Source organism: Flavobacterium sp. (genome assembly GCF_040382755.1).
Lineage (GTDB): Bacteria > Bacteroidota > Bacteroidia > Flavobacteriales > Flavobacteriaceae > Flavobacterium.
Genome location: NZ_JBEIET010000004.1, coordinates 23,886 through 45,077 on the forward strand (window position 1 = coordinate 23,886; position 21,192 = coordinate 45,077).

Annotated in this window: 17 protein-coding genes and 1 other RNA gene; 9 read left to right on the forward strand and 9 right to left on the reverse strand. The window is 31.1% G+C overall.

The window, feature by feature from the left end:
* Positions 1 to 31 precede the first annotated feature (31 nt).
* From ABWO04_RS01040 to rnpB, 5 genes are all read right to left on the reverse strand, one after another.
* The gene (locus ABWO04_RS01040; protein ID WP_353076603.1) at positions 32 to 2,572 is read right to left on the reverse strand and encodes a zinc-dependent metalloprotease; all 2,541 of its coding nucleotides are present in this window, start codon (positions 2,570 to 2,572) and stop codon (positions 32 to 34) included.
* A gap of 142 nt (positions 2,573 to 2,714) precedes the next feature.
* Positions 2,715 to 3,962 (reverse strand): porin, encoded by a 1,248-nt coding sequence (locus tag ABWO04_RS01045; protein ID WP_353076604.1) that lies wholly within the window; start codon positions 3,960 to 3,962, stop codon positions 2,715 to 2,717.
* Between the two features lie 205 nt (positions 3,963 to 4,167).
* Complete coding sequence (locus tag ABWO04_RS01050; RefSeq protein ID WP_353076605.1) at positions 4,168 to 5,802, reverse strand: inorganic phosphate transporter; 1,635 nt, start codon at positions 5,800 to 5,802, stop codon at positions 4,168 to 4,170.
* Positions 5,803 to 5,811: 9 nt separating this feature from the next.
* Complete coding sequence (locus ABWO04_RS01055; protein WP_353076606.1) at positions 5,812 to 6,456, reverse strand: DUF47 domain-containing protein; 645 nt, start codon at positions 6,454 to 6,456, stop codon at positions 5,812 to 5,814.
* 109 nt (positions 6,457 to 6,565) lie between these two features.
* Positions 6,566 to 6,880: RNase P RNA component class A (gene rnpB, locus ABWO04_RS01060), an RNA gene on the reverse strand.
* Between the two features lie 208 nt (positions 6,881 to 7,088).
* Between rnpB and dnaX the strand changes: the two genes are divergently transcribed.
* Entirely contained in the window at positions 7,089 to 8,174 is a 1,086-nt protein-coding gene (gene dnaX / locus ABWO04_RS01065; RefSeq protein ID WP_353076607.1) for a DNA polymerase III subunit gamma/tau, read from the forward strand.
* A gap of 148 nt (positions 8,175 to 8,322) precedes the next feature.
* Here dnaX and ABWO04_RS01070 read toward each other — a convergent pair whose 3' ends face one another.
* Positions 8,323 to 8,481 (reverse strand): hypothetical protein, encoded by a 159-nt coding sequence (locus ABWO04_RS01070; protein ID WP_353076608.1) that lies wholly within the window; start codon positions 8,479 to 8,481, stop codon positions 8,323 to 8,325.
* A gap of 25 nt (positions 8,482 to 8,506) precedes the next feature.
* Here ABWO04_RS01070 and ABWO04_RS01075 point away from each other — a divergent pair, with 25 nt between their 5' ends.
* The 3 genes from ABWO04_RS01075 (at position 8,507) to ABWO04_RS01085 (ending at position 12,188) form a co-directional block, all read left to right on the forward strand.
* On the forward strand, positions 8,507 to 8,815 hold the full coding sequence (locus tag ABWO04_RS01075; RefSeq protein ID WP_502903956.1) for a DUF8439 domain-containing protein: 309 nt from the start codon (positions 8,507 to 8,509) through the stop codon (positions 8,813 to 8,815).
* Positions 8,816 to 8,819: 4 nt separating this feature from the next.
* The gene (locus tag ABWO04_RS01080; protein WP_353076610.1) at positions 8,820 to 10,448 is read left to right on the forward strand and encodes an acyl-CoA carboxylase subunit beta; all 1,629 of its coding nucleotides are present in this window, start codon (positions 8,820 to 8,822) and stop codon (positions 10,446 to 10,448) included.
* Between the two features lie 111 nt (positions 10,449 to 10,559).
* A complete protein-coding gene (locus ABWO04_RS01085) occupies positions 10,560 to 12,188 on the forward strand; it encodes a M1 family metallopeptidase (RefSeq protein ID WP_353076611.1) in 1,629 nt (542 codons plus the stop codon).
* Positions 12,189 to 12,207: 19 nt separating this feature from the next.
* On the opposite strand, the gene ABWO04_RS01090 is transcribed toward ABWO04_RS01085, so the two are convergent.
* Both ABWO04_RS01090 and ABWO04_RS01095 read right to left on the reverse strand, forming a co-directional pair.
* Positions 12,208 to 13,239 (reverse strand): AMP-binding protein, encoded by a 1,032-nt coding sequence (locus ABWO04_RS01090; protein WP_353076612.1) that lies wholly within the window; start codon positions 13,237 to 13,239, stop codon positions 12,208 to 12,210.
* Positions 13,239 to 14,141 (reverse strand): CPBP family intramembrane glutamic endopeptidase, encoded by a 903-nt coding sequence (locus ABWO04_RS01095; protein ID WP_353076613.1) that lies wholly within the window; start codon positions 14,139 to 14,141, stop codon positions 13,239 to 13,241. The genes ABWO04_RS01090 and ABWO04_RS01095 overlap by 1 nt, the downstream gene beginning before the upstream one ends.
* Before the next feature lie 57 nt (positions 14,142 to 14,198).
* Between ABWO04_RS01095 and ABWO04_RS01100 the strand changes: the two genes are divergently transcribed.
* Together ABWO04_RS01100 and ABWO04_RS01105 are read left to right on the forward strand one after the other, a co-directional pair.
* Positions 14,199 to 14,540 carry an ArsC/Spx/MgsR family protein gene (locus ABWO04_RS01100; RefSeq protein WP_353076614.1) on the forward strand — a complete coding sequence of 114 codons (342 nt, stop codon included), beginning with the start codon at positions 14,199 to 14,201 and terminating at the stop codon, positions 14,538 to 14,540.
* Between the two features lie 60 nt (positions 14,541 to 14,600).
* A complete protein-coding gene (locus ABWO04_RS01105; protein ID WP_353076615.1) occupies positions 14,601 to 17,081 on the forward strand; it encodes a TonB-dependent receptor in 2,481 nt (826 codons plus the stop codon).
* Positions 17,082 to 17,139: 58 nt separating this feature from the next.
* On the opposite strand, the gene ABWO04_RS01110 is transcribed toward ABWO04_RS01105, so the two are convergent.
* Entirely contained in the window at positions 17,140 to 17,310 is a 171-nt protein-coding gene (locus tag ABWO04_RS01110; RefSeq protein WP_353076616.1) for a hypothetical protein, read from the reverse strand.
* Positions 17,311 to 17,556: 246 nt separating this feature from the next.
* On the opposite strand from ABWO04_RS01110, the gene prfA reads away from it, so the two are divergent.
* From prfA to ABWO04_RS01125, 3 genes are all read left to right on the forward strand, one after another.
* Positions 17,557 to 18,630, forward strand: coding sequence for a peptide chain release factor 1 (gene prfA, locus ABWO04_RS01115; RefSeq protein WP_353076617.1), 1,074 nt, complete (start codon positions 17,557 to 17,559; stop codon positions 18,628 to 18,630).
* 63 nt (positions 18,631 to 18,693) lie between these two features.
* Entirely contained in the window at positions 18,694 to 20,067 is a 1,374-nt protein-coding gene (locus ABWO04_RS01120) for a DUF5723 family protein (RefSeq protein WP_353076618.1), read from the forward strand.
* Between the two features lie 174 nt (positions 20,068 to 20,241).
* Positions 20,242 to 21,174: a LysR substrate-binding domain-containing protein gene (locus ABWO04_RS01125; RefSeq protein ID WP_353076619.1), complete on the forward strand. Its 933-nt coding sequence runs from the start codon at positions 20,242 to 20,244 to the stop codon at positions 21,172 to 21,174.
* Positions 21,175 to 21,192 lie beyond the last annotated feature (18 nt).

Below are 21,192 nucleotides of genomic sequence, written 5' to 3' on the forward strand. Positions count from 1 at the left end.
GGTCGAGTTTAAAAGTTTAACAGGTCGAAATTTATTGCTTTGGTTTCATAGCATTTTCAATTCTTGCCACTAAATCATTTAAGTGAAATTTAGTTAAACGATCTGTAGAAACTGCACTTGCTTTTTTCAATTGTGCTTTCAATTCCAACAATTGTCCTTTAGCAATAGAAGGAATATCAGTATCTAAAACACTAATTCTTTTTCCATCAAAATTTCCAGTAGCGGTTTTATCAGCTAAGGCAACATCAATAATTCTACTTACAAATACTTTTTGAAGATTTCTTCTGTAAATATCAATAGCAGCATTTGATTTTAATTCTGAGAAAATACCTCTTCTTAAATCTGAAATTAATTCATCAACTGAATAATTGGCTTTATTTAACGATGAAGTTTCAATTAATCGAACCAATCTATCATTTGATAATAAACTTGAAAGTGTTGCATCTTGCATACTCTTAATCGCATCTACACCAACATCGCCTTTTATTTTAGAAATAATATTTTGATTTAATAACCAAGTTGGCGTTTTAAACAATTGCTCATTTAAGAAAGCTACTGCTTCATTTTGAATTGCTGAAGGTGTAACTTCGTAAGCATTTCCTGCCATATCATAGGTTTTCGGGTTTTCATAAACACCACCTACGTTTTTAGTTACGTGCCCCATATATCTTCTAAACTGTCCAACTAATGAATTGTATAATCCTTCTAATTCTGAATAGTCTTCGCCATTTTCTTTACTCCATTCCGTTAGATTAGGTAAAATTCTTTTCAAATTTTTAATTCCATAAGCTGATGCTTTCATAGAATTATCTCCTAAATCTTCTGTTTGATAACGAGGATCGTATGGATTTGTTTCTGTACCAAACCATAGTCTTCTATCTTTGTAAGCGTCTTTAGTCATTTCATTTAACAATGCTTTTTCCACTTTTTCATCGGCAGCATCTTTAAAATAAGAATACCCCCATTTGATTGCCCATTTGTCATAATCTCCAATTCTTGGAAATAAATCTTTCACATTATCTTCAGGTTGTGCAACATAATTGAAACGTGCATAATCCATAATTGATGATGTATGTCCGTTTTTCTTTTGGAACTCTGGATTTCTCAACATTTCTACTGGAGTAGCATTACTTGCTCCCATATTATGACGTAATCCAAGCGTGTGACCTACTTCGTGAGCCGCCACAAAACGAATTAATTCGCCCATTAATTTGTCATCTAATTTTTTATGTCTCGCGTTTGGGTCAACTGCAGCCGTTTGAATTAAATACCAATCGCGTAATAAACTCATAATATTGTGGTACCAACCAATATGGCTTTCCATAATTTCGCCCGTTCTTGGGTCGTGTACATTAGGTCCGTATGCATTTTGAATTTCTGCAGCAAAATATCTTAATACAGAAAAACGTGCATCTTCTAAACTCATAGTTGGATCGTTTTCTGGCCAATATTCACCACGAATGGCGTTTTTCCATCCTGCAAATTCAAATGCAGCTTGCCAATCATCGATACCTTGTTTGATAAACGGTTTCCATTTATCTGGCGTAGCAGGGTCTAAATAATAAACGATAGGTTTTTTTGGTTCAATTAATTCACCTCTTTTTTGTTTTTGAGCGTCTTCTTCATTTTTTGGTTCTAAACGCCATCTAACAGCAAAAACATCTGTATCTGCTTTTTGAGAATCTTCTTCAAAAACATCGTATCCATTTGCAAAATAACCTACTCTTTTGTCAAAAGTTCTTTTACGCATTGGATTTTCTGGTAATAAAATAAACGATGTATTTAATTCCATTGTTACTACACCAGCATCAAGAGCTGCTGGAAAATCAACACCAATTTTAGGCATTGGCGTTCTTGAAATTTGAGGTGCTACAGTTGTAAACGTTTTTGTAGTTCTAATTTCCGTGTTGATTGGAAAACTTTTTATAAACTGAATAAACGATTTGTCCTTTTGAAACGCCTGAATGCTTAACATTTGCTTGTTAATTGAATTCAAAGAAAACGTTTGTAAATCAGCATCAAAAGCCGCGTTCATATCGATTACGCTTGCGATATTGTTTTTTCCAGTTTCGTCTTTTTTATAAGCCAAAATATCATAAATACCAATAATTGGGTCGGCACTAGAATTTTTTACCGATTTTGTAATTGGTTTATCTTCATCTGGAGTCATAATTACATACGTAATTGAACGTAAAATGATGGTATTGTTTTGCCCTTTTTCAAAACGAACAACTTGTCTGTTAATTTCTTCTCCACCAAAAATTCCACCTCCAGCAGGAGTTTTAGAATATCGGGTAATGGTCATAATTTCTTTACCAATTAAAGCATCAGAAATTTCAAATAAATATTTGTCTGCCACTTTATGTACATCAATTAGACCTTTTTGCGTAACGGCTGTAGAGTCAATTACTTTTTTGTACGGTTTTGGTTCTTTTTTAGCCTCTGGTTTTTTTGCGTCTGCTGCTGGTGGTGCAGGAGCATTTTTACTTTTTTGGTCTTTCTTTTGTGCCACACTATCAAAGGTGCCTAAAAGCAAAAAGCAAAATAAAATTTGTATTGATTTTTTCAACATAATACTATTTTTTTGGTTAGTTATATATAAGACTCTAAATATACATTTATGTTACTCAAATGCTAAAAATTTTATGTTAATTTTAACAAATGATGAAACATAAAAAAAGCCGATTCTCTATTTTGAAAATCGGCTTTTTTTATTAAAAATTAAATTGTGCTTGCAATCGCAATAAACTTCCAGTTTGTTTGTTATCCGATAAAACAGCGTCTTCATATCGTCTAGATGAAATTGTATAATCTGCAACTAATTCAAAACTTTTAAAAGGTTGCCATTCAATTCCTATTTCTAAATCATTTACTTTATAACTTCTTGCATCTAATTCATGCTTTTTACCTCCATTGTAATAGTGATATTTCAAAAATGGAAATACAATATTATTATTAATTTTTGTTTTTGCATTTAACAATACATACCCTCCTTCAAGGTGGCTATTTTCAATAGTATTGGAAGCTGGGTTATATCTTGGACCACGCCCAATGTTATACTCGGCTTGAAATCCAAAAGGTTTTGGATATAGAATTAAAGAAGCTGCCGTTCTTTGATCTAAATATTCTGGATTGTTATTTTCTAATTTTGCTTTTGCAGCACCAGTAGTTAAAGTATTTACAACATATTTACCATTATATGCCTGAACACCCGCTTCAAAAATTTGTCCGTTATCAAACTCTATTGGATAGGTAAATCTAGCTACAACATGTTGATTATTGTTTCTTTCAATTGAATTAGCTGTTTGTCCATTATAAATACCTATTCCAAGTAAACCATAATCGCCACTACCTTTTAAACCATCATCAACTAATTTCTTAAACAACTCTCTTTTTTGTTTTGTAGCCCAATAGAAAAACACACCCAAATCCCTTTCATTTGAAACAGCACTATTTAGGCCATCATTTCTATCCAATGATAATCGATTTTGAGACGATTGCATGTTTTCAAATCCGAAAGGAACTTTACTTTGTCCTATACGAAAACGGTATTCTCTATCTTTATCTAATGATAAATCAAAATAAGCATCTCTTATTTGAAAAATATGGTTTGTAGTACCTGCAGATGATGCGAAATCAGGTTGTATGTAAATAAAAACTCTGTCATGAACTTGTCCTGATAAAATTATCCTTCCACGTCTTATAAAAAAACTATTATTTCCTCCCCAAGATCTATCACATTGCTCACAGCCTAAATTAGAATTTGTTTCAAATAATTTATTATATCTAACTTGAACATAACCTCTAATATTAACTAATTCAAACCATTTTTTCTTTAATGATTCTTCATTTTTAATCTCTATGAGTTCTTTATTATTCACTTTCGGTTCAATAGAATTTTGAGAAAATGATGTAATAGAAATAAAAAAAACAAATAGATTAAGGTATAATAATTTTTTCATTTGTGTTTACTTTACAATGTTAAGAATTAGTTGTTTAATTGTATTTAGATTGCAAATTTAATGTTAAGAACCTAACTGTAAATACATTTAATATTAACTTATCTTTAAGATATTTTATTAAAATTTACAATAACTTAACATATACTTTTTTTTCACAAAAAAACCGTCTCAAATGAAACGGTTTTTATAAAAAATTATAATATTTTTATACAAATAAAGTTGTAATATAATAAAACAAAGCTGCAATTAATGCCGAAACTGGAATGGTAAGTATCCAAGCCCATAATAAGCTAATAGTAACACCCCATCTTACCGCACTTAAACGTTTGGTTGCTCCTACTCCAATAATAGAACCCGTAATAGTATGTGTAGTTGAAACCGGCACACCCATTTGAGAAACTGTAAATAAAGTTAAAGCACCAGCTGTTTCAGAACAAACGCCTTCAAGTGGAGTTACTTTGGTAATTTTGGTTCCCATCGTTTTTACGATTTTCCAACCTCCCATTAAAGTACCTAAACCAATCATTAAATAACATCCAAATGCAATCCAAGTTGGCATCGTGTCTTTAGTTACTTTCGTTTCTAATTTATGACCTTCTATTAATTTACCTTCTTTATCGATGTATTTTGAAAAGATTTTAGCGTATCTGTAATCAGGATTAATTTCTTTGCCTTTAAATATTACTTCGTTAGTAACAACATCTTTAATGTCTTTTTTATCCGAATATACTTCTAATTTAGTAAGTTTTTTTGAGGCTTTTTCAAAGTTTTTTATATCTACTTTATCTTTAATTAATGATGATAAAAAAGGATTAGTAGAAACATTAACCTTTGAATTTAATTTTTCATCTTCATATATTTTTTCGCCAGTTGATAAATCAATAATTTTTTTACCATCTACAAACAAAGTATCTTTTCCAAAAACACCAACCGCAGGTTTAAACTTCTTAATTTTTCCCTCATCATTTTTATATACAACTTGAAGAATTTCTGTTGTATTTAAAAGATTATGTTCTTTAACAAAGTCTGGCATATTTGCATCAGGATTTGTTCTATAACCATTTGCATAAACGATACAAGCAGCACAAATAATACCCATTACTTTTTGAGAATCGGCACCACCATGTCCTAAAGAAAAAGCAGCTGAAGATAATAACTGAAGTTTTTTATACATATTTCCTTCTTTAGTATGCGAAGGATTTTTACTGTTTACAATTTCGTACCAACAATATACTATAATGAATAATGCTAATAATGATCCTATAATCCAAATCATAATCGGCTTAATATCTAAAGTGTCTTTTAATGCATATGTTACATAAACCGTTAACACAGATATTAAAATAGAAATACTGATTTTTTTGAAGAAACTTCTTTGAATCGTCACCATAGCAATAAAGAAAGATATAATACCTCCAATAAATGGCGCTAAGAAAATAAACAAAACTGTAAAACCAATAGATTCTAAATTTAGAACTCCGAAACCTGCATGTGCAACAGCAGCACCTGCAAAACCTCCAATTAATGTATGTGATGATGAAGACGGAATCCCTAATTTCCATGTTAATAAATTCCATACTGTTGCTGCCAATAATCCAGATAAAATTACCCAAAGATTAATTACAGAACCATCCACCGTTTTTGCTACTGTATTTCCCACACTCATATCAAATACCCAATAGGCTATGAAGTTGAAAAAGGCAGCCCAAATTACAGCTTGTGTTGGAGATAATACCTTTGTAGAAACTACAGTTGCTATTGAATTGGCGGCATCGTGAAACCCGTTAACCAAATCAAACAACAATGCAATTACTATAATTACTATTAATAATGTAAACATAGTACTTAATTAAGAATGTTTAACAGCTACCGCTTCTAATACTCGTGCCACAGCCTTGCATTTATCTGAAGCTTTATCTAAAGAAGCTAATACTTCTTTATATTTGATGATATTTTTAACGTCAGTTTCGTTTTCAAAAATATCAGCAATCGCTTTTTCAAAAACAGAATCCGACTTTCTATCTAACTTGTTTATTTTCTTAACCGATTCAAAAATATTTTTGAAATTACTCATTTCTTTCAATTCTTTCACAGAAACCATAATAAGCTGACAAGCCTCCAGGTTAATTTCTGTGATTTTTCTGATTGATTTGGTAATTTTTTCAACCTGATACATTCTAATTCTATTAGATGCTTCTTGAAGATTACTTGACACATCTTCAATAGTTGTCATTAAAGCATGAATATCTTCTCTATCAAATGGAGTAATAAAATTTTTACTTAATTCGATATTCATTTTATGAGAAATTTTCTCAATACTTTCAGACAATTCATCAATTTTTTTAAAATAATTTTCTCTTTCTGTTTTAGAAGCATTAACTCCTTCGTGTAATGCATCAGAGAGTTTTGTTAATTTATTAGTCGCTTCCTCGAATAATGGAAAAAATGTTTTGTCTTTTGGAGAGAAAAAATTTAAAATGTTTTTAAAGCTCATCTTTTTATATAGTTAAAATTACGAGGCAAATGTAAAAACACAATGTTAAATTAATGTTATGTAATTGATAATAGTAGATTAATTGTTAACTAATTTTTAACAATTTTTTAAAAAAAGCAGACCTATAAGCCGGATTCTGTCTCCAATAAAATTGGAGCCTTATCATTTATCTAGTTCCGAAATTACTCGCGGAATCTATCTTTCTACCCTTCAACAACGGACGAGAAACCCTTAAATGCTGATATACTTGAAATTTCACCGCATAGAGTTTACCTGGTTTCACTACAGCTTAACCTGTACATACTTTCTGTTGCACTTGTCCTCCTCCGATACTTCGGAGTGACGGGCGTTACCCGCTATGCTTCTCTGTGGTGTCCGGACTTTCCTCTCCTAATAATTTAGAAGCGATAAGGCGGTCTGCTTGGCAAAGGTAATTTAAATTGGGCGTTTTTAATAATTAAATTGATTTTCTGAATAATATTTAGAAACACAGATTAAAGAAATCATATAAATTTTATAAATTTCTTTAATCTGTAATGTAAAGTTTATGACTAACAAATTCTTAATAACTTTTTACTTTTCACTTTTGACATTTCGTATTTTAAATCTATATTTGCTTTCAATAATACGTTATGGAACAATTTATAGTATCAGCAAGAAAGTACCGACCTCAAACATTTAAAGATGTTATTGGGCAACTTGCTATTACGAATACTTTGTTGCATGCAATTGAAAACAACCATTTAGCGCAAGCATTACTTTTTACAGGACCTCGTGGTGTTGGAAAAACAACTTGTGCCAGAATATTAGCCAGAAAAATTAACCAGGAAGGATACGATGATCCGAATGAAGATTTTTCTTTCAATGTTTTCGAATTAGATGCCGCGTCTAATAATGGTGTTGATGATATTAGAAGTATTATCGACCAAGTAAGAATACCTCCACAAACTGGTAAATATAAGGTATACATTATTGATGAGGTACACATGCTTTCTGCTTCGGCATTTAATGCATTTTTGAAAACATTAGAAGAACCACCAAAGCACGCTATTTTTATTTTAGCTACGACTGAAAAACATAAAATTCTTCCTACCATATTGTCTCGTTGTCAAATATTCGATTTCAAACGAATTACGATAAACGACACAAAAGAATATCTAATGGAAATTGCTCAAAATCAAAATGTGCAGTTTGAAGAAGAAGCGCTTCGAATCATTTCGCAAAAAGCTGATGGCGCCATGCGTGATGCCTTGTCTATATTTGACAGAGTAGTTTCGTATTGTGGAAATAATTTAACACGACAAGCAGTAGCTGAAAACTTAAACGTATTAGATTACGATTATTATATAAAAGTTACCGATTTAATTTTAGAGAACGATATTCCGCAATTACTTTTAACGTATAACGATATTTTATCGAAAGGATTTGACGGACACCACTTTGTTGCTGGTTTAGCTTCACACTTTAGAGATTTATTGGTTTGTAAAAATCCAGCAACACTTTCGTTGTTAGAAGTCAGCGAACAAACCCAACAAGAATTTGCAGTTCAGGCACAAAAAGCGTCTCAAGAGTTTTTATTGCAAGGGATTTCTATTGCTAATGAATGTGATTTAAAATATAAAGTGAGTCAAAACCAACGATTGTTTGTTGAACTTACGCTTATGCAATTGGCTTCATTAACACATGATGCCGAAAAAAAAAAGCTAAATACTATATAATTCCATCCAATATCTTTCATTCATCGAAAGAAATTCAATCTTCAACAATTTCAAATCAACCACCTATTTCAGCACCTGAAATTAAAGCAATTCCTCAGGAAGAATTTCCAAATGCGGAAGAAAAAGTAGAGACAAAAATAGAACAGATTCAGCAAAAACTTACGCCTACAATAGATACCAGTAATCGAATTTCTTCTTTATCTATTAAAGGATTAAAACAAAAAGCAGATGTTTCTAATTTAGCAAAATCAGAAACTTTATCTGTAGGCGAACATTTAGCCGATCCATTCACACAGGAAGATGCCATAAAACATTGGAATGATTTTATAGATATTTTAGAAAATAAAGGGAAAAAATTATTTGCAAGTTATATGCGATTGAGTAAACCTGTATTAATGGGCACCAATATATTGTTAGAATTTCCAAATCAAGGTTCTAAAGAAGATTTTGAAAATACAAATTCTGAATTGGTGAGTTATCTAAAAACAAATTTACGCAATTACGATTTGAAAATTAAAATAACGGTAATCGAAACCTACAAACCTAAAGTAATTTATACCAACGAAGAAAAATACAAACATTTTAAGGAGTTAAATCCTAACATTGAATTATTTAGACAAACATTCGAATTAGACTTATAAAAAAATGGATATTAATTTCAATAAAAACGAAGACCACAACAAACTTTTGGTGTCAGATATGTTGCAAAAATTTGCAAAAGTAAAACTTGGTGGCGGTCAAAAACGTATTGATAAATTACACGCTGAAGGCAAAATGACAGCCAGAGAGCGTGTCGATTATTTATTGGACAGCAATGCTAAAAGTATCGAAATTGGTGGCTTTGTTGGAGAAGGTATGTACGAAGAACACGGCGGATGCCCTTCTGGAGGTGTGGTTATAAAAATAGGATATATTAAAGGTAAACAATGCATAGTAGTAGCCAATGACGCAACTGTAAAAGCAGGTGCCTGGTTTCCTATTACCGGAAAAAAGAATTTAAGAGCACAAGAAATTGCTATGGAAAACCGTTTACCAATTATTTACTTGGTAGACTCGGCGGGTGTGTATTTGCCTTTACAAGATGAAATTTTTCCTGACAAAGAACATTTCGGGCGTATTTTTCGTAATAACGCCATTATGAGTAGCATGGGAATTACACAAATTGCTGCGGTTATGGGTAGTTGTGTTGCTGGTGGGGCGTATTTACCAATTATGAGTGATGAAGCCTTAATTGTAGACAAAACAGGAAGTATTTTCTTAGCTGGAAGTTATTTAGTAAAAGCTGCAATTGGCGAAACTATTGATAATGAAACACTTGGTGGTGCAACGACACATTGCGAAATTTCAGGTGTTACCGATTTTAAAGCTAAAGATGATGCAGCTGCTTTAGACAGAATTAAAAGTATTGTTTCTAAAATTGGCGATTATGACAAAGCTGGATTTAACAGAGAAACTTCTGTAAAACCCGCTTTAGATCCCAAAGACATTTACGGAATTTTACCTAAATTACGTACGGATCAATATGATATGAACGAAATTATCAAACGTTTAGTGGATAATTCAGAATTTGATGAATACAAAGCCGGTTACGGACAAACCATTATTACTGGTTATGCCAGAATTGAGGGCTGGGCAGTAGGAATAGTGGCCAATCAGCGTTTGGTTTCAAAAACTAAAAAAGGTGAAATTCAGTTTGGTGGGGTAATTTATTCTGAAAGTGCGGATAAAGCCACTCGATTTATTGCGAATTGTAACCAAAAGAAAATTCCTTTAGTGTTTTTACAAGACGTGACAGGTTTTATGGTAGGAAGCAAATCGGAACACGGCGGAATCATTAAAGATGGTGCCAAAATGGTAAATGCAGTTGCCAATTCTGTTGTGCCTAAATTTACAGTTGTAGTAGGAAATTCTTATGGCGCTGGAAATTACGCTATGTGTGGAAAAGCCTACGACCCACGATTAATTTTTGCTTGGCCAAGTGCTGAATTAGCCGTTATGGGTGGTACGCAAGCTGCAAAAGTACTCGCACAAATTGAAGCCGCTTCTTTAAAAAACAAAGGAGAAGTTGTAGATGAAGCAGTAGAAAAAGAATTATTTGATAAAATTAAAGCCAAATATGATGCGCAAGTGTCGCCCTATTACGCCGCTTCCAGATTATGGACCGATGCTATTATTGACCCATTAGATACCAGAACTTGGATTTCTATGGGAATTGAAGCCGCCAACCACTCGCCTATTGAAAAGAAATTTAATTTAGGTGTGATTCAGGTTTAGTTGGCAGTGTTCAGTAATAAGTTATCAGTAAAAATTCGCAAACTTGTATTGCTGAAAGCATCTTTATAATTTATAAATTACGTTTCATATTTTAAATTTACTTTCTTTACTATGAAAAAAATACTACTATTTACCCTTTTTCTATTCGTTTTCAAACAAATTGAAGCACAAGAATTTTCTCGTAAAGATTCGCTACAAGGTGGACTTCGTGAAGAAAGAACGTGTTATGATGTGTTGCGATATGATTTAGACATTAGAATTGATCCTGAAAAAAAATGGCTATTTGGTTCCAACACGATAACATTTAAAGTTGACGATGATACAAATAAAATCCAAGTGGATTTGTTTGAAAATATGGTACTTGATGGAATAACTTTAGATAATACACCTAAAATTGAATTTAAAAGAGAATTTAACGCCGTATTTATTCATTTTCCGAAAATATTAAAAAAAGGAGAAATCTATAAATTAAGAATTTCGTACTATGGAAATCCTATCATTGCTAAAAATGCACCTTGGGATGGTGGTTTTGTATTTACAAAAGATAAAAAACAAAATCCTTGGATTGGTGTGGCTGTGCAAGGAACCGGTGCGAGTTTATGGTACCCTTGTAAAGATTCGCAAACGGATGAACCTGACAATGGCGCCAGCATAAAAGTAGCCGTACCAAACGGATTAATGAATGTTTCCAACGGAAGATTTTTAGGTTCAACCGATTTAAAAGACGGCTATACGCGTTGGGATTGGGAAGTAAAAAACCCAATTAATAATTATGATATTACAGTAAACATTGCCGATTATGTGCATATTCACGATAATCACGAAGGTCTGGATTTAGATTATTATGTGTTGCGATACAACGAAGAAACAGCTCGTAAACATTTTGAAAATGATGTGAAACCGATGATGAATTGCTTTCAATCGAAATTTGGGAAATATCCATTTTTTGAAGACGGTTATAAATTAGTGGAAACGCCTTATTTAGGTATGGAACACCAAAGTGCTGTAGCATACGGAAATAAGTACAAAAAAGGGTATCTTGGAATGGACTTATCAGGAACGGGTGCCGGAATGTTTTTCGATTATATTACGATTCACGAAACCGGACACGAATGGTTTGGTAACAGTATTACAAGTAAAGACATCGCCGATATGTGGATTCACGAAGGCTTTACAACCTACACAGAAACCGTTTTTATTGAATGTATTAAAGGATATGAGGAAGCCATAAAATATGTAAACGGACAATCAAGAAGTGTACGAAACGACCGTCCAATTATTGGTCAATTTGGTGTCAACCGAGAAGGGAGTGGCGATATGTATTACAAAGGTGCCTTAATGCTGAATACCATTAGACATATTATTAATGATGATGTAAAATGGTGGAAATTACTTTACGATTACTCTGAAACCTACAAAAAACAAATTATTGATACGAAAACAGTAATTAATTTCTTTAATAAAGAAAGTGGTATCGATTTAACTTCTGTATTTCAACAGTATTTAACGACTACAAAAATTCCGAAATTGGTACTCTCAAAATCTAATAATAAACTGAATTATAAATGGGAAAATGTAACTGCCGATTTTAAAATGCCCGTTGATATTATCATTAACGAAAAAACAACACGTTTACAAGCCACTACTGAAAATCAAGAGATTAAAGTGGATAAAAAGGTAGTTTTGGAAGACGTTACAGTAAAAACCAATCAGTTTTATATTAAAGTGGAAAGAAAATAATATATTGAAAAGTATTTGTTTACACTAATTTTTCCAATGATTTCTTTCTATTGATTTTTTGCGTTTCTGTTCTTACAAATGACTCTAAAAAAAGAATCTCTTTAGGTATTTGGTATTTTGATAATTCTGAAAACACGCTATTATCAAAAGAAAACGGAGTGGCTTCAAGCACAAGAATTACTTTTTCGCCTAAAATATCATCTGGTTTACTGGCAACAAAAAATGGAACTGGAATGAATTTAGCAAGTATTTCTTCTACTTCTTCTGGAAAAATTTTGATGCCTCCAGAATTAATTACATTGTCAATTCGTCCTTTTAACACAAATTGAGTTGCATTTAGGATTTCTACAATATCATTTGTAATAATTTTTTTCTTAGAAAGTTCTAATGCTTCAATCACCAAACAACTTCTTTCATCTACAGATATTATTACATTTGGTAAAACTGTAAATGCATTTGCTCCTATTTTTTTAATGGCAATATGCGAAATGGTTTCCGTCATTCCATACGATTCAAAAGCATTGCAATTGGTTTTTAAGATACTTTCTGATAAACTATAACTCACTTTTGCACCACCAATTAATATTTTATCAACCAAATGTAATTTTGATAATGATTTTTGCACCTGCATAGGAACCATTGCTGTAAAATTGTACTTTTTTGTAGATAATGGTTCACTTGTTGGATCAATTGTATCTAAATGCAATCCTAAAGCAATAGCACGAACCAATATCATTTTTCCTGCAATATAATTGGCTGACAAACATAATAAAGCGGTGTTTTTTGGTTGTAAGTTAAAAAACAATCCTGTTGCTTTGGCAGAAGCGATCATAGCCGATTTTTGTAAGACAATTTGCTTTGGTATTCCAGTAGAACCAGAAGTTTGCACCATAATAAAGGATTCAGTATTCAACCAATCCAATAGAAAATTCCCAATTGCTTTTTCAAATAATTGTCCGTTTTCTTTTAAATATAAAGCTTCGGCTAAAAGTTCTATATACGTAAAACTTTTTCCGTTTAATTTAAAATCGGGATGAATAATTTGATTCATTATTCTGATACTTGAATTGGTTTTATGGTTCCGAAAAGTTTTTCTTTCCAATTATTCCATTTGTACTTTTTGGAAAAAATATAAAGTAAAAATGGAAAAATCACTAAAATCGGGATAAATATCTGAAAATTAGCACTTGGTACAGAAACATCTTTTAAAATAGAATGCGTTTGAAATGCCGACCAATCGGAAGTAACCAACAATGCGCCAATTAAATTATTTGCTGCGTGAAATCCTAACGCTAATTCCAAGCCTTCATCCATTAACGTTAAAATACCTAAAAACAAACCCGTTCCAATATAATAAAACATAATAATCATACCCATTTTATCAACTTCTGGGTTGCCAATATGCATTATTCCAAATAAAAATGAAGTAACTAACAGTGGCACCCATCTTGTTTTTGTAGCCAAACCTAAACCTTGTAACATATGTCCACGAAATAAATATTCTTCAAAACTCGCTTGAAAAGGAATTAAAAGGACAGCCAACACAACAAAAACAGCAAATTTTTCAGGATTAAATTGAACTACAAAATCTTCTGGAGCACTATAATAACCTATAATGGTTGTAATTATCGTAATACCTCCCCAAACTCCAAATGAGAAAAAAACTCTTGACCAATCGATTTTTGGACGAGACGTAGTTAATATGCGTAAGGAATTATTTTGAATGAATTTGTTATAAAACAAAACAATAAATAACATAAATGATAAAGGTGCAACAAGCATTATAAAAGTACCATTTATTCCATACTTTTCAATCGTTTTTTTTATCACTTCATTTGTATCAACACCTTCTGATGAAATATAATTTGTTACCATTAAAGCTAAAAAAAGAAATGGAATTATAGTATAAGACCATAAATTAATTTTAAACTTTTGCAATTGTTCTATATACATATTACGAATTTTTAAGACCACTAAATTACAATTATTACCTTTGTAAAAAAAATATTTATGTTAACCATTTATCACAACAAAAGATGTTCGAAATCCAGAGAAGGTGTTTGTTTTTTAGAAAACCTTAAAATACCCTTTGAAACCATACATTATCTGGAAAAATCGCTTACTTATACTGAGTTAGAAACAATTATTAAAAAATTAAAAATCAAACCAATTGAATTGGTAAGAGTTAAGGAAAGAGATTGGATTGAAAATTTTAAAGGCAAAAATTTGACAGATAAAGCAATAATTGAAGCGATGTTGCAATTTCCAAAACTAATTGAAAGACCTATCGTAATTAATGGAGAAAAAGCGGTAATTGCGAGACCATCGGAATTAATAAACACAATTTTATAAAATGATTTAACATAGTTTTAATACTTGTTTGAATCCAGAACACTACATTTGTACTGTAAAATGTCACAAAATATGTTATTTAAAAAATCAATGCTGCTACTAACTTTCTTATTCGTTAGTACTACAGCCATCTCTCAAATTTCGTTAAAAAAAGTAATTGTTACTGGAAAAATTATCGATAAAGAAACTACAAAACCTATAGAATTCGCTGTAATTACGATTTCAAAATCGGATACTAAAAAAATTATTACTGGAGGCACTTCTGATGCAAATGGAAACTTCAGCATCGAATTAAACAACGGAACTTATAATTTTAAATACGAATTTCCTGGATTTAAAACTCAAGAAAAAGTAAACCAAAATATTACTTCAGATTCAAATTTGGGAAATATTGCCTTAGAATCTGATTCAAACCAAATTGAGACAGTCGTAATTCGAAGTGAAAAAACGTCGGTTGATATTAAATTAGATAAAAAGGTTTACAATGTTGGACAAGATTTAATGGTAAAAGGCGGAACGGTTAGTGACGTTTTAGACAACATACCAAGTGTTGCGGTTGATGTTGAAGGAAATATTAGTTTGCGTGGTAATGAAAGTGTACGTGTTTTAATTGATGGAAAACCTTCAACTGCCATAAATGTCGCCGATGCCTTACGAATGCTTCCTGCAGACGCTATTGAAAAAGTTGAAGTAATTACCAATCCATCAGCGCGATACGATGCTGAAGGTGGTGGTGGTATTTTAAATATTATCCTTAAAAAAGGAAAAAATAAAGGAATCAACGGAACGGTAATTGCAACTGCTGGAGATCCTAAAAATCAAGGTATTTCTGCAAATATCAATTCAAAATCAGATACTTACAACTTATTTGCAACTTTAGCTTATAATGACAGAAACAATCCAGGAAATACCAAAATCAATCAAGAAAATTTTGTGGCAAATACCTATATTGAAGAGCGTAGAAATGCCAATAGATTTAGCGATGGAGTCAATGTTAATTTTGGTATGGAAGTATTTCTAAACAAAGACAAATCGGCAACTTGGACAAATAGTATCAATTATAGAAACAACGACGGTAAAAATTTTGAAGATGTAACCTACAAAAATTATACATTAAATAGGAGTAACTTTTTATTTACGCGTTTCAGAGACAACCAATCACTTACTAGAAATGAAGCAGTAGAATACACTTCTAATTTTATAAAGAAATTTAAAAAGGATGGACACAAATTAACAATTGACGCATCCTTTTCTTTAAGCGAAGAAGATGAATTTTCAACTATTTATGGAAGTATTTTAGAAACAAATACATTTGTATCGGACGAAACAACTTCAAAAATTGGTAGACAAACTAGAAATTTAATTCAGGCTGACTATGTTTTACCTATAACCAAAGACTTACAGTTTGAAGCTGGTTACAGAGGAAGTTATACAAATTCTACAAGTAATTATGAAGTTTTAGAACGCGTAAATCAAAATAGTTCATACACAAATATTCCTGGATTTACAAATAATTTTGAGTATATTGAAAATGTTAGTGCTATTTACACTCAATTAGGAACTAAATTCTTTAAAAAGTTATCTGTTTTAGGAGGGTTACGATTGGAAAACACCAATTTGGAAATCAATCAGTTACTAACAAATGATTTAAACACAAGAAATTACAACAACTTTTTTCCAAGTTTATTTTTAACATACGAATTAAATAACGATTCTAATATTTCCTTAAATTATAGTAAAAGAATTACCCGTCCAAGAGATCGATTTATTAATCCGTTCTCTTCGTACACCAGTAATATCAATTTATTCATAGGAGATCCAAAATTAGATCCATCCTTCACAGACGCATTTGACATTGGCTATTTGAAAAAATGGGATAAAATCACACTAAGCACTTCTGCGTATTACAATCACACTACAGATGCATTTCAAATTGTTAGAAAAGAAAGTGGACAATTTATAAATGGAATTCCAGTAATTTTGAATACACCTTTTAATTTAGGTGAAGACAATAGAATTGGAATGGAAGTTACCTTTAATTATAGTGTAAAAAAATGGTGGAAATTAAATTCAAACGTCAATTATTTTTATAATGAAACGAAAGGAAATTATCAATTTATAAATTCTAATAATACTTTGGTAAATCAAAATTTCAATTTCAAATCAAGTACTTGGACTGCTCGATTAACGTCTAAAATTAATTTACCTTATAAAATTGATTGGCAAACTAACGGAACATATAACGCTGGACAAAAAACAGCACAAGGGAAAACATTAGGAATTGCAAGTATGAATTTGGCTTTTAGTAAAGATGTTTTAAAAGAAAAAGCTACCATTTCACTTAATGTGAGTGACGTTTTTAATTCAAGAAAAAGAATTCAAGATTTACAATTACCAACTGTAAATTCATATAGCGAAATGCAATGGAGAGTTCGACAAGTAACGGTTTCGTTTACCTACCGATTTAATAAACTGAAAAACGAAAAAGAAATAAAACCAAAAAGCCTTGAACAACAAGAAGGCGGTGGCGGAGAATTCTAATACAAAATAAAAAAATCCCGATTCGTACGAATCGGGATTTTTTATTAACTTAAGAAAATTACTTTTCTTGTTCAGCTAATTTTTTTGCTTTCTTTTCTTTGTATAATTCTATTAATGATCCGCCAATCCAATATTGAACAAATCCTACAAGAAAAAACATTAACCAAAAACCTATAGTTAAAATGGTTAAGAAAAGTATAAAGCCTAAATACTGTTGAAATTCAAACATATTTTCCGGAATTTTATTTGTGAATTCTTGTCAAAGATAAATCATAAATTTATTTTTAACAAATAATATCTTTTTTTTAATACCATTTTCTAAATTATACTTCAAAAACAAAAAATAAAATTAAATAGTTGGCAGTAGAAAAGCAGTTTAGTGCAATTTAATTTAGAAACATATTTCTACAAATCGCAATAAACTATATAACAGATTACTTTTTTTTGTAACTTTGCATTCCAAAATAATGAAGAGATGTTAGATAGATTACAATACGTAAAACAACGTTTCGACGAAATATCAGATTTGATTATTCAACCTGATGTTATTGCCGACCAAAAGCGTTATGTACAATTAAATCAGGAATACAAAAGTTTAAACGCATTAGTAGAAAAACGTGAAGAATATATTAATCTTGATGCTAATATTAAAGAAGCACAAGAAATAATTGCAGATGGTTCTGATGCCGAAATGGTAGAAATGGCTAAAATGCAATTAGAAGAAGCTAAAGAACGTTTGCCTTTATTGGAAGAAGAAATCAAATTTATGTTGATTCCTAAAGATCCAGAAGACGCAAAAAATGTAATGGTTGAAATTCGTGCCGGTACTGGTGGTGATGAAGCGTCTATTTTTGCTGGAGATTTATACCGTATGTATACCAAATATTGCGAAGGTCGAGGTTGGAAATGTTCTGTAGTAGATATGAGTGATGGAACTTCTGGTGGATTTAAAGAGGTGATTTTTGAAGTAACCGGAGAAGATGTGTACGGTGCTTTAAAATATGAAGCTGGTGTACATCGCGTACAACGTGTTCCTCAAACAGAAACACAAGGTCGTGTGCACACCTCAGCAGCTACAGTTATGGTTTTACCAGAAGCAGAAGAATTTGACGTGCAAATAGATATGAATGATGTTCGTGTGGATTTCTTTTGTTCTTCAGGACCTGGAGGACAATCTGTAAATACTACTAAATCGGCAGTACGTTTGACTCACATTCCTTCTGGATTAGTAGCGCAATGTCAGGATCAAAAATCGCAACATAAAAATAAAGATAAAGCGTTAACTGTTTTACGTTCTCGTTTATACGAACAAGAATTGGCGAAAAAACAAGAAGAAGATGCGAAAACTCGAACTTCTCAAGTTAGTTCAGGAGACCGTTCGGCTAAAATTAGAACCTACAATTACCCACAAGGACGTGTAACCGACCATAGAATTGGCGTAGATGTTTTTGATATGGACGGTGTAATGTCTGGAAAAATTCACAAATTTATTGACGAATTACAATTAGTTGCCAATACAGAAAAGTTAAAAGAATCGGAAGTATATTAATAAATTTTCGATTTGAGATTTTATAAACACTTTTCCGAGATTTTACTAATTTAATTTTCTCTTATGAAAAACAAAATTCTATTTACAGTTGTATTCTTTTGTTTAAGTTTTGCTAATGCACAAAGTTATTTTGGCTATTTAAATGACAACTATGCCGGAGTACATGCAGTGCTTAATAATCCTGCAAATATTGTTGATAGTCGATTTCGAGCAGATATCAACTTATTTTCATTTAGCGGATTAGCAACAAATGATTATTATGGCGTTAAATTTGGTGACTTAATGAAAAGTGATTATGAATTTGAAAAAGATGCAAAACTATATCCATCGAGTTCAAATAATTTTTTAACAAACTTTGATGTTCTTGGACCTTCATTTATGTTCAATTTAAATAGAAAAAGTTCTGTAGCATTATTTACTAGAGTTAGAAGTATTTCACATCTAAGTAATATTAATAGTAACACATTAAATGAAATTCAAAATGAAAATAATGTAAGTTACCAAATAAATAATCAAAATTTTAGCATTGCTGCCAATTCTTGGGCAGAGTTTGGTGCTTCATATGCCCGAATTATAATGGATAATGATCAACATTTCTTAAAAGGTGGTTTTTCAGCAAAATACCTTTATGGATTGTTTACCGGGTATGCAAAAGCAAATAATATTAATTTAGCCTTCAATTATACAGGAGATCCGAACACAAGCACATTTTCATCTTCTGGATATTTAGAATCCGGAAATTTGAATTCTATTGATAATTTTGAAGATCCAACTGAAAATGTTGGAACAGGTTTTGGTGCTGATTTAGGATTTACATACGAATATCGTCCAGACCATCAAAAATACAAATACACTAACAAAGATGGTGTAACAAACTATCATAAAGAACAAAATAAATATAAGTTCAAATTAGGTGTTTCTATAACAGATATTGGGGCTATACATTATAATGACGCAACTGTAAATGTTTATAATGTAAATACTACTTATACAGACGCACAATATAATGCCAATCCGAGTTTCAATAATTTGTACAATACAATTAGTCAAACAAAATCAGTGAAATTTAAATTGCCAACTGCGATTCATTTAAATGCAGATTGGAGAATGAACAAAAGTTTTTATTTAAACCTAAATACTGATTTTAGTGCTGTTGCTGCAGAAGTTAAAAACTCTTCATACATAAATAACAATGTTAGTATAACTCCACGATATGAAGCAAAATGGTTGAGTGTATATACACCAATTAGTTATTTAGAATATTCTGGTTTACAAGCTGGTTTCGGATTTAGATTTGGTCCTTTATTTGTAGGTTCTGGTTCTATAGTAAGCGCATTGCTTTCTGAAACTAAAGCATTCGATGCACATTTAGGATTAAAAATCCCTATTTATCAAAATAAAATTAAAAACATAGAAGTTAATGAATTAAAAAACTAAATTTAATTTTTTAAATTTATAAATTAAGTTTGAATCAAAACAATATTAAATAATATATTACGATTTATAATATTTTAAAAACTCTGGATTGTTTTCAGAGTTTTTTTATAAACTTTTCTTAAACAATAGTTTTTTACAATAGAAATTTTTACTTTTATCACAAATATTGATATAATGACCATTACCCAACTTTACTACGTATTAGCCGTAGCCGAAAACAAAAATTTTACATTAGCTGCCGAAAAATGTTTTGTGACGCAGCCGACATTAAGTATGCAAATTCAAAAATTAGAAGACGAATTAGGGATTCAAATTTTCGATAGAACTAAAAAACCGATCGGTTTAACAGAAGTAGGTAATAAAATCGTTATACAAGCTAAAAACATCGTAAACGAAGCAAATAGAATTAAAGACATTGTAGACCAACAAAAAGGATACATTGGTGGCGATTTTCGTATTGGTATGATTCCTACTATTATGCCTACATTACTACCTATGTTTTTAAATACATTCATTAAAAAGTATCCAAAAGTAAATTTAATTGTAGAAGAATTAAACACGGCAGATATTATTACCAAATTAAAAAATGGTCATTTAGATTGTGCCATTGCCGCTACGCCTTTAGATGAAGAAAAACTTAAGGAAATTGTATTGTATTACGAGCCTTTTGTTGCATATATACCGGATAACAGTCTTAATAAAGCAAAAAAAGAAATTGAAGTTGCTGATTTAGATGTGGAAAAAATATTGCTTTTACAAGACGGACATTGCTTTAGAAATAGTGTATTGAATCTTTGTAAAAACAATAATTTTATTGGTGAAAATCATTTTCAACTAGAAAGTGGAAGCTTTGAAACTTTAATTAAATTATCTGATGAAGGTTTGGGGACTACACTACTTCCCTATTTACATACCTTAGATTTAAACGAAAAAAACAAATCCAAACTAAAACAGTTTGTTAACCCAAAACCATCAAGAGAAGTGAGTTTAATTTTCTCTAAAAACGAATTAAAAATTCATATTATTGATGCGTTAAAAACAACCATTCAAGGTGTGGTTCGAGGTGCGATTGCGTTTAGTGATGTGGAAATTGTAAGCCCGAAGTAATTTACGATTTGGGATTTA

What these genes read in the sequence shown, in the direction of transcription:
- ABWO04_RS01105 (WP_353076615.1), top strand. Translation starts at nt 14,601, where the DNA reads ATGTCACAAAATATGTTATTTAAAAAATCAATGCTGCTACTAACTTTC.
- ABWO04_RS01045 (WP_353076604.1), bottom strand. Translation starts at nt 3,962, where the DNA reads ATGAAAAAATTATTATACCTTAATCTATTTGTTTTTTTTATTTCTATT.
- ABWO04_RS01120 (WP_353076618.1), top strand. Translation starts at nt 18,694, where the DNA reads ATGAAAAACAAAATTCTATTTACAGTTGTATTCTTTTGTTTAAGTTTT.
- ABWO04_RS01110 (WP_353076616.1), bottom strand. Translation starts at nt 17,310, where the DNA reads ATGTTTGAATTTCAACAGTATTTAGGCTTTATACTTTTCTTAACCATT.
- ABWO04_RS01040 (WP_353076603.1), bottom strand. Translation starts at nt 2,572, where the DNA reads ATGTTGAAAAAATCAATACAAATTTTATTTTGCTTTTTGCTTTTAGGC.
- ABWO04_RS01055 (WP_353076606.1), bottom strand. Translation starts at nt 6,456, where the DNA reads ATGAGCTTTAAAAACATTTTAAATTTTTTCTCTCCAAAAGACAAAACA.
- ABWO04_RS01080 (WP_353076610.1), top strand. Translation starts at nt 8,820, where the DNA reads ATGGATATTAATTTCAATAAAAACGAAGACCACAACAAACTTTTGGTG.
- ABWO04_RS01100 (WP_353076614.1), top strand. Translation starts at nt 14,199, where the DNA reads ATGTTAACCATTTATCACAACAAAAGATGTTCGAAATCCAGAGAAGGT.
- dnaX (WP_353076607.1), top strand. Translation starts at nt 7,089, where the DNA reads ATGGAACAATTTATAGTATCAGCAAGAAAGTACCGACCTCAAACATTT.
- ABWO04_RS01090 (WP_353076612.1), bottom strand. Translation starts at nt 13,239, where the DNA reads ATGAATCAAATTATTCATCCCGATTTTAAATTAAACGGAAAAAGTTTT.
- ABWO04_RS01085 (WP_353076611.1), top strand. Translation starts at nt 10,560, where the DNA reads ATGAAAAAAATACTACTATTTACCCTTTTTCTATTCGTTTTCAAACAA.
- ABWO04_RS01070 (WP_353076608.1), bottom strand. Translation starts at nt 8,481, where the DNA reads ATGGCATCTTCCTGTGTGAATGGATCGGCTAAATGTTCGCCTACAGAT.
- ABWO04_RS01125 (WP_353076619.1), top strand. Translation starts at nt 20,242, where the DNA reads ATGACCATTACCCAACTTTACTACGTATTAGCCGTAGCCGAAAACAAA.
- ABWO04_RS01095 (WP_353076613.1), bottom strand. Translation starts at nt 14,141, where the DNA reads ATGTATATAGAACAATTGCAAAAGTTTAAAATTAATTTATGGTCTTAT.
- ABWO04_RS01050 (WP_353076605.1), bottom strand. Translation starts at nt 5,802, where the DNA reads ATGTTTACATTATTAATAGTAATTATAGTAATTGCATTGTTGTTTGAT.
- prfA (WP_353076617.1), top strand. Translation starts at nt 17,557, where the DNA reads ATGTTAGATAGATTACAATACGTAAAACAACGTTTCGACGAAATATCA.